We start from the raw sequence: 5,157 nt of genomic DNA, 5'->3' as shown, positions 1-5,157 counted from the left end.
GAGCCAACTGAATCTTAAAAAATTAAGTCCGGCTGGCCGTCATGCGCTTGCGAAAGCTCTCCGCACTTTCGTACCCAACATTCACCCTTACTTCGCCCAGGGAGAATCATGAGTCACTCAAAGCAACTGGCCCGCGATCCTCGACGAACTCGGCCTCGAAGTCGTCATCCAGCCCAAACCGAGGGAGTGACTCTCGGTGGACGCTTCGACTCGTTCCGTTTTCTGGTCGAGGCCTGTGGGCGCTTCTGCGCCTGCGGGCCTGTTTTTTGTGTCCGGCACCATCAATCCCACGATGAATTCCATCAAACCCGCCCCCGCTCAGGCCGCGCTGGGAGCGGGTTTGTATTGATGATTCGTATTGAAGAATACAATCAATGCGGTATTGAACTCTATAGCACCTTGACACTGTAGTGCTAAATCACTAGACTCTGGCCATGCCAAAGATGACTAATTTGGAATCCCTTCGGCAAGCGTGGGGGGAGAGCCGCAATGCCCTCTCCGTCGCAGTGGGCGTCTCCCGGACGACCATCATCAAGCTAGAGACGGGGGAGACGGAAGAGCCGACATATTCCCTCGTCATCGCCCTGGCGGATCACTTTGATGTGGACCCCAGCGCTCTTTTTTTACCTGCTCAGGCGTCGGCCTAACCGACAACACGAAAAGCCCGCGAGGTCAGATTCGCGGGCGCCTACAGAAACAAAGGAAGTGAACATATGTTAGCACCGATCAACCCGTTTGACGCCATCTGCCGGACCGCTGAGGGCGGCGCCGAATACTGGAGCGCGCGCGACCTGATGCCACTGCTGGGTTACGACACCTGGCGCAAGTTCGCTCAGAGCATTGAGCGTGCCGCCGCCGCCTGTGACAACAGCGGCCAGGACAGCAAGGATCATTTTGTCCCCTCCGGCAAATTGATCGAAACGGGCAAAGGCGCGGAGCGCGAGGTGCTCGACTACCGGCTCAGCCGCTACGCCTGCTACCTCACCGCCATGAACAGTGATGCCAGGAAGGCCGCAGTCGCCGGAGCACAGACGTACTTTGCCGCACAGACCCGACACGCCGAACTCGCGCAGGCCGCACCCGTGCTTCCGCCCGCCTCCCCATTGGCTCTAAGCCGCCTGATGCTGGAAGCGCTGGAGAACACCGATGCCCGCGTGAGCGCCATTGAAGCACGTCTGGACGCCTCCCCGATTGACAGCAAACAGGTCGGCATCATCTACAAACTCGGTCAGTCGCTGGGCGAGGCGATGGGCAACTATGCGCAGGCATGGCGGCTCTTTAAGAACCGCTTCGGGCTGGCCTCTTACCGTGATCTGCCGACGCATCAGTTTGAAGACGGCGCTCAGTTCCTGCGGATGCAGCTCGCCATCTACACCGGTAAGCCCCTGCTGGAAGTGACCCAGTGACCGCCCCCACCCCCCGTCCCCTCTCCCCCATCACCGTCACCCTATCGGCCACGCCTGCGCAGCTCGTCCGTGCGGCGGTGGCCCTGGCGGCTGCCGGAGCCCGGTTGCGGGTTAAGGCGCGGCGCGGCGTGACAACTCCCCTGCTGCCGTTTATGGGCGAGGCCCGGCCCGGCGTTCCAGCTGTCAAGCGTCTCGCCCCGGCTCGCCGGACAGTTCTCCCGGTGCAGTCCGCCCTCTTTTTCGATGAGGTCGAACGTCTGGGTGCTCAGTTCGGCGCAGCCCTCGCCAAATGGCTCACCGAAGAGTTTATTCGTGATGAATTGCCCGGACGTATCCGCGCCGAGATGACCCGGACGGTGGGCGCATGATTCCGGTCCTCTCCGAACAACTGGCCCGTACCCTGCTCAGCACCCTGGAGTGCGTCGTTAGCAACGACCAGGGCGAGCGATGCGGCCTGAGCCAGTCGCAGATCGAGGCCAAGCGCGAGTTGAAAGCGGCGCTGGCGTACTGGGCAGCTCGGCGACTCGCCGCCCCCATGAGCCGTGCCGGGCAGTATGCGGAAGCGAGCGTGCGCGGCGAGGCCACCCCCCAAGATTTTCGCAACCTGCTGAGCTTCGCCGCCTCGGCTCCCACCGTCAGAGAACCTGCTGCTGGAAGTGGCGAATTGATAATAGATCGCCTCGACATCCTCGACTTGGACCCGACAGACGAGCTGGCCTTTACCGCCTGGCTGCTCGGTCACCCCACCGGCTCCCTGACCCGCCTGCGAAAACTCAGCGCCGGGGACCGCGCCACCCTGGCCGGACGCCTTAGCGGCGACGTGGTGGCCCTGGAAGCCCAGTGGCAGGCCAGCAAGCTCACTCCGGTCCTCACCGACGCCGAGCAGGGCGCAGCGTGGCTGCTGTGAGCGAGTTCCTTGTGAAACTCCCGACCCGGCCCGCCTTCGCGCTCGCCAGCCTGAGCCGCGCTGGCCTCGGTGAGATCGTGGTGCGCAAAGCTGGCAAGTTCGTCAGCCGTCAGTATTTCCCCAGCACAGTTTGTCTGGACTGCGGCGGTGTGCTGCTCGGCAACTCGATCTGTGACGACTGCCTGGAAACGCGGCGATGAGCGCTCGCTGGGTATTCAACCTCGGCGCGGTGCTGATCGGACTGGGCCTGCTGTGCCTGCTGGCGATAGAGCGCCTGAGCCTGCCGTGGAGCATCGTCCTGGGCCTGCTGGGCCTGGCGCTGGCGTGCGTCGGCGTGGCGCTGATCGAGTTCGCCGATGAAGCGCTGGAGGTGGAGGCATGAAGACTTCTGACAACATCGGTGCTCTGGCCGCTGCGCTCAGCGCCGCACAAGGCGAGATGCCTGCCGCCACGAAAGACGCGAAAAACAGCCACCTCAACAACTCTTACGCTACCCTCGGCAGCATCATTGCCACGGCGGCGCCAGTCCTGGCGCGGCATGGCCTGAGCTACGTCCAGATGCCCAGCAGCGATGAACCAGGCTTCATGGCCCTGACGACCCGGCTGATGCACAGCAGCGGCGAGTGGATTGAAGGCACCATGCGGGCCGCTGTGCCGAGCAGCAAGCTCAGCGAGATTCAGGCGGCTGGCAGCGTGGTCAGTTATCTGCGTCGGTACGCTCTCAGCGCGGCGCTGGGCATCATGACCGAGGACGACGACGGCCACGCCGCCTCACAGCCCACCCGACCCGCCCAGACCCGCACCCAGGCCCTCCAGACCCCAGCGCCCCAGACTGTCAGCCCCGTTAAGCCGAGCGAGGCGCTTACCAAACTCCATGGCCAGATCAAGCGGGCCGGGGAGAAGCTGAGCGGCCAGGGACACGGCGACGAGGCCAGGGCGCTGCTGAAAGGCGTGGCGGGGTGGAAAACGGACGAAGCGCAGGCCCGCGCCGCATACCGGGCGCTGTGCGACCTGGGCGTGAGCAAGGCCACCGTTTCAGAATCTGAAACCACCGTCCACCGCCCCGCACTGATGGGCCATGCCAGAAGGGTCGGGGCAGACGCTGCTCGACACGCTGAGCGGGATGGACGACCACGCCGCACAGACGGCGCTGGGCGAAGCAGTGAAGGCGGTGCCCGCATGAAAACGCCCACCCAGACACCAAATTCTGCTATAATCACAGACAGAAATCCCACCGCGACGCTTGCAACGTCCGGTGGGGTGGGAGCCGAGCATGGCCCCAGTGGAATTAGTATACCACTGGCCGTCAAAAATCAATGCTTCGGCTCACGGGAGCATCCGTGGCGATAACCGAATACCCAGAAGCGGGGCTGCAAACACCGGCCCAGTGGACCGACTCACTCGAAGCCGCGCTGCATTTTGGCGACGAGGCGGCCTGTCAGGACGTGATGCGCGAGCAGATCAGTGAACAGGACTGCGCCGAGGTCGGGTGCAACGTGATTCAGCGGCTGCTGGCGCGGTTGTGGGGCGCAGCATGAGCATCATCGCGCAAGCTGAACCCGGCCCACTTACTCGCATTGAAGTCATTTCAAAAGCAACAGCCCTCGGAGAGCGGCCCTGCACCGTAGGAATCTATTTTCTACTTCTTGATGACCTGATTGTTTACATCGGCAAATCACTCAATTGCGAAGCTCGCATTCATTCACATATTGGCGAAAAGACAAAGCAGTTTAACCGCTACGCCATCCAACATCTATCAGCAGAAAAGCTTGAAAAAGCCGAGGCAGCATATATTTTTTGCTGGAAGCCGTCTTACAACAGAAGAGTTAATGCGGGTTTATTGGGTTATATTTCTATGAAGTCCCCCAGGCGTAAAGAGATAGCACATGGTCAAACAGTACGTGCATTCGTAAAATCAGGCCAGCTCCGAGTTCATCAGTTTGCCGACTTTCAATATGTCAAAGAAGTTGACTTGATTGCCCTTATGGTGCAGAAATGAGCCGCGTAATTGACAAAGGCACTTCCTATGCCCGCAGTCTATTCGTCGGCTCTGCTATAGATGATGCGGGACTCGACCCATACGAGTTTCGACTTTATGCACACCTGAAACGGCGTGCCCACGATGGCGCAATCTGGGAAAAACAGGAGCGCATGGCCGAAATATGCGGCATCTCGCGCAAAACAATCAACGAAATCTTGACTCGCCTTGAAGAAAAAAAGTGGCTGACCCAAGAATCTCAGACCTACAAAGGGCGCCGATCCACCAACTTGATCACCCTCTTGGAGCCACCATGTAACTCTGGGTTACACGGACCATGTAACCCAGAGTTACACGGACTGAGTAACCCAGGGTTACAGCTAAAGGTAGTCCCTTATAAGGGGGTTAAAGATCTGGCGGAAGAGAAAACGCTTCCGCCGCGCACCGCTGATTCTGTCCTGTCGGCTGCTGTACCCAAAAGCGCCAACAGGAAAAAAACCGGCGAGGCGGTGACTGAGGGCGAGGGGCAAGGCGGGAAGGCAACCGGGAGTGGCGCGGCCCGGCCCCGCAACCTGATCTTCGACGCCATCGTGACCGCGCTCTACCCGCAGGGTGCCGGGAGCAATGCCAGCCAAGTCGGCAAGGTGGCGGCAAAACTGAGTGGCGCGGGCTGGGCGGCGGCGGACGTGGCGCAGGTGATCGAGTGGCGCGTGCGCGACCCGTGGTGGGCCAAGCGGCTGACCCTGGGCGCCTTTGAGAAGCACTGCGAGGACTGGAAGCGCGACAGCGGCGTGGTGCGGCGCTCTCTGGCCCCGGTCGCCGAGCCCTACGAAGACCCCAGCGAGGTGATGTTCTCGTGAGCCTGG

General features: G+C 61.4%; 10 protein-coding genes and 1 pseudogene. All 11 read left to right on the top strand.

Features of this window, described 5'->3' with window-relative positions; genetic code table 11:
• Positions 1-434 precede the first annotated feature (434 nt).
• Positions 435-647 carry a helix-turn-helix transcriptional regulator gene (locus Q0R23_RS15055; RefSeq protein WP_293914267.1) on the top strand — a complete coding sequence of 71 codons (213 nt, stop codon included), beginning with the start codon at positions 435-437 and terminating at the stop codon, positions 645-647.
• A 66-nt stretch (positions 648-713) separates the two neighbouring features.
• Positions 714-1,406, top strand: coding sequence for a BRO family protein (locus Q0R23_RS15050; protein ID WP_293914265.1), 693 nt, complete (start codon positions 714-716; stop codon positions 1,404-1,406).
• Complete coding sequence (locus tag Q0R23_RS15045) at positions 1,403-1,774, top strand: hypothetical protein (RefSeq protein WP_293914263.1); 372 nt, start codon at positions 1,403-1,405, stop codon at positions 1,772-1,774. Before Q0R23_RS15050 ends, Q0R23_RS15045 begins: the two co-directional genes overlap by 4 nt.
• Positions 1,771-2,313: a hypothetical protein gene (locus tag Q0R23_RS15040; protein WP_293914261.1), complete on the top strand. Its 543-nt coding sequence runs from the start codon at positions 1,771-1,773 to the stop codon at positions 2,311-2,313. Before Q0R23_RS15045 ends, Q0R23_RS15040 begins: the two co-directional genes overlap by 4 nt.
• A complete protein-coding gene (locus Q0R23_RS15035; RefSeq protein ID WP_293914259.1) occupies positions 2,310-2,513 on the top strand; it encodes a hypothetical protein in 204 nt (67 codons plus the stop codon). Before Q0R23_RS15040 ends, Q0R23_RS15035 begins: the two co-directional genes overlap by 4 nt.
• Positions 2,510-2,695, top strand: a complete 186-nt coding sequence (locus Q0R23_RS15030; RefSeq protein WP_293914257.1) for a hypothetical protein — start codon at positions 2,510-2,512, stop codon at positions 2,693-2,695. The genes Q0R23_RS15035 and Q0R23_RS15030 overlap by 4 nt, the downstream gene beginning before the upstream one ends.
• Positions 2,692-3,663, top strand: a complete 972-nt coding sequence (locus Q0R23_RS15025) for an ERF family protein (RefSeq protein ID WP_293914255.1) — start codon at positions 2,692-2,694, stop codon at positions 3,661-3,663. The genes Q0R23_RS15030 and Q0R23_RS15025 overlap by 4 nt, the downstream gene beginning before the upstream one ends.
• Positions 3,654-3,851 (top strand): hypothetical protein, encoded by a 198-nt coding sequence (locus Q0R23_RS15020; RefSeq protein ID WP_293914253.1) that lies wholly within the window; start codon positions 3,654-3,656, stop codon positions 3,849-3,851. The genes Q0R23_RS15025 and Q0R23_RS15020 overlap by 10 nt, the downstream gene beginning before the upstream one ends.
• Entirely contained in the window at positions 3,848-4,312 is a 465-nt protein-coding gene (locus Q0R23_RS15015) for a hypothetical protein (protein WP_293914251.1), read from the top strand. The genes Q0R23_RS15020 and Q0R23_RS15015 overlap by 4 nt, the downstream gene beginning before the upstream one ends.
• Positions 4,309-4,527: pseudogene (locus tag Q0R23_RS18520) on the top strand (helix-turn-helix domain-containing protein); the annotation flags it as partial. The gene Q0R23_RS15015 and the pseudogene Q0R23_RS18520, both read left to right, overlap by 4 nt.
• A gap of 273 nt (positions 4,528-4,800) precedes the next feature.
• Positions 4,801-5,151, top strand: coding sequence for a hypothetical protein (locus Q0R23_RS15010; RefSeq protein WP_293914250.1), 351 nt, complete (start codon positions 4,801-4,803; stop codon positions 5,149-5,151).
• Positions 5,152-5,157: the final 6 nt, after the last annotated feature.

Source organism: Deinococcus sp. (assembly GCF_025362455.1).
Classification (GTDB): domain Bacteria; phylum Deinococcota; class Deinococci; order Deinococcales; family Deinococcaceae; genus Deinococcus.
This window is presented reverse-complemented; position numbering and strand designations above follow the sequence as displayed.

Bases quoted from the DNA above. Each gene is read 5' to 3' on its own strand.
- Q0R23_RS15015 (WP_293914251.1), top strand. From the start codon at position 3,848: ATGAGCATCATCGCGCAAGCTGAACCCGGCCCACTTACTCGCATTGAA.
- Q0R23_RS15040 (WP_293914261.1), top strand. From the start codon at position 1,771: ATGATTCCGGTCCTCTCCGAACAACTGGCCCGTACCCTGCTCAGCACC.
- Q0R23_RS15025 (WP_293914255.1), top strand. From the start codon at position 2,692: ATGAAGACTTCTGACAACATCGGTGCTCTGGCCGCTGCGCTCAGCGCC.
- Q0R23_RS15030 (WP_293914257.1), top strand. From the start codon at position 2,510: ATGAGCGCTCGCTGGGTATTCAACCTCGGCGCGGTGCTGATCGGACTG.
- Q0R23_RS15050 (WP_293914265.1), top strand. From the start codon at position 714: ATGTTAGCACCGATCAACCCGTTTGACGCCATCTGCCGGACCGCTGAG.
- Q0R23_RS15055 (WP_293914267.1), top strand. From the start codon at position 435: ATGCCAAAGATGACTAATTTGGAATCCCTTCGGCAAGCGTGGGGGGAG.